Here is a 2245-nt window from a genome sequence, read left to right on the forward strand (position 1 = left end):
CTTATTAATAATAGGATTTATCTCTACAATAATTCTGTTTTTCTGATCCTGAACTGGGAATCCGATACCAAATGCGTTAAAATAGCGGCCCTTAGACTCTTGAAAATAGGCCCACAAATTTATGTCGTGCCTATAGTAAAATGGACGGTCCAACATTACTCCGCGAGGAAATGCAAAGTCCGCCCTCCCGTTATCTGAGTTTTCTTTAAAAAAAATTCGAAATCTATCCATTAAGGTTTTGCGATCATTTTCATTTGTAATTTCAATCATGATATTTCCTTTAAATGATCTGTTGGTAGAAGATTTAATCTAAATCCTTCGTTCGTGCCGTGCGTCTACACCAACGGAAGACAGCGAAAACTAGATCATGGCGAAGTATGGTCGCTCCCCGAAAAAACCCCTCGTACCAAAGGGGGAGGCTTGACGCGCGAGGGGGAACAGTTCGGTTTCTTGACCGAGCGGCGTCAGGGCGTTTACCCCCGCTTGCCCTTCCACGCCTGCGCCGCGTCGATATACGCCAGATAGCTGCCGTAATGGCGGACGAGGCGGGCGTAGGTGGTAGCGCAGGGGATGGGATCGGCGGCGGGGGGATTGGCGTCGCAACTGACGGCCCTACCGTGGGCGGCATTGAGGTCGGGCTCGCTCATCGGGCGCAGGGCGGCGGCATAGGCTTCCTGGCTGCCGTAGAAACGGGCGAGATCGGCATAGACCTGCGCGCAGCCGGGGCCAGCGGGGGTTTGCGCGTCGCATTGCGCGCCCAAACGGTGCAACCCGTCGAGTTCCAGCGAATAGGGCAGTTTCACGGCCTGGGCGTCGGCCTGCGCGGCGGCGAAGGCCAGCCCGGCGACAAGCAAGAGGGTTCGCATGGTCGCTCTCCGAAAAAACCCCTCGCGCCAAAAGAGGAAGCCGGTTGCGCGAGGGGGGGAAGTATCTTCAACAAGACCACCCCAAATTCCCCCAAACCGGCCCCACCCAACAATTCCGCCTCCCGATCTAAACCTTTTGGCCGACGGGTTTAGTCCCTAGATCGTCTGATCTAATCCCCTTGGCGCGGGGCTTCGGGTAGGATTGGGGGATGAAGAAAATTTCATCGGGAATGGCCTTTTTCGGCTGGGGCGCGCTGTATCTGCTGCTCTATTGGGCGCTGGCGAAAACCGCGCCGCTGTTCGGCGTGTCGCCCTTGGCCAGCGTTTGGTTTCTCCCCGCCGGGTTGAATTTGGCGCTGGTGGTGCGGTTTGGGCCGCGCTTTTGGCCGTGGCTGGTGCTGGGGTTGGTGGTGGCCTTCATCGAATTCAAACCGCCGGGCGTGAGCTACGCCGCTTTTGCCACCCCGCGCGTCTACCTGTGGCCCCTGGCGGTTGGGTCTAATCTTGCAATGGCTCTGCTGATTCGGCGCTTTGCCGGGGCCGATAGCAGCGCTTGGGGGCTGCGGTCGGTGTTGGCGTTTCTCGGGAGCGCTGCGAGCGGAGCTTTTGTTCTTAGCTTTACGGTTCTGCTGGCCTATTGGGTCCTAGGCCGCCCCTTCACCGCGCCTTTCTGGACCATCGTGCTGTTTCGCTGGATCGGCGACATGATTGGCATTCTCTTGCTCGTGCCGGTGCTCCTATTGCCGCTAGCGTGGCCGCACGTGAGCCTGCGCGCCGCCGTTGATGCCGGGATTCTGCTCGTGGGCATCGGGCTATTGTTTCTGCTCGAAAGGATAGTGCCGGATAGTACTCTCGTGCCGTGGGTGTTCGGCGCGCTGCCGGTGCTGGCGCTCGCGGTGCGCGGCGGCCTGCGCGGGGCGGCGCTGGCGGTGCCGGTGACTGCCACGGCCATCGTGCTGCTGTGGCTGCCCAAAGCTGCCCGCCGAACGTCTCTGGGGAATTGCAGTTCTTCCTGATTTTCCTCGGCGAKCGGCCTGATGATGGCCGGGGCGATTACCGATCAACGCCGGGCGGCGCTAACGCTCATGCAGGCCCAGCAGCGCCGGGCGGAGCGGGATCGGCGGCAGCTCGATCATATCCACCGCGAAACCCTGCGGCTTGTGACAGCGCTCGCCCATGATCTGCGCCATCCGGTCGAGGCGATTCGCATTCTGGCGCAGCCGTTGACGCAAGAGCCGGAGCCGGTGCGCGGCACTGCCGGGCTCATTCTGGAAGCGGTACAGACGGCCGCCACCTGCTCGATCACCTGCTGGAGGGCGCGCGGTTCGACCGAGAAGCGGCACAAGGGCGCATCGGCCCGGTCGAGGCCGCCGAGGTGC

Annotated in this window: 4 protein-coding genes; 2 read left to right on the forward strand and 2 right to left on the reverse strand. The window is 60.6% G+C overall.

Going from position 1 to position 2245, the window contains the following annotated elements:
- Both VZ95_RS27475 and VZ95_RS17995 read right to left on the reverse strand, forming a co-directional pair.
- A partial coding sequence (locus VZ95_RS27475; protein ID WP_045777083.1) for a hypothetical protein occupies positions 1–270 on the reverse strand: 270 nt, incomplete at its 3' end.
- A gap of 203 nt (positions 271–473) precedes the next feature.
- Positions 474–866, reverse strand: a complete 393-nt coding sequence (locus VZ95_RS17995) for a ubiquitin family protein (RefSeq protein WP_045777084.1) — start codon at positions 864–866, stop codon at positions 474–476.
- 209 nt (positions 867–1075) lie between these two features.
- Here VZ95_RS17995 and VZ95_RS18000 point away from each other — a divergent pair, with 209 nt between their 5' ends.
- Together VZ95_RS18000 and VZ95_RS18005 are read left to right on the forward strand one after the other, a co-directional pair.
- Positions 1076–1882 (forward strand): MASE1 domain-containing protein, encoded by an 807-nt coding sequence (locus VZ95_RS18000; RefSeq protein ID WP_084627899.1) that lies wholly within the window; start codon positions 1076–1078, stop codon positions 1880–1882.
- A 21-nt stretch (positions 1883–1903) separates the two neighbouring features.
- Positions 1904–2245 (forward strand): histidine kinase (locus VZ95_RS18005; protein ID WP_045777086.1); only part of this gene is annotated, 342 nt, incomplete at its 3' end.

The organism is Elstera litoralis (assembly GCF_000963705.1).
GTDB classification, from domain to species: domain Bacteria; phylum Pseudomonadota; class Alphaproteobacteria; order Elsterales; family Elsteraceae; genus Elstera; species Elstera litoralis.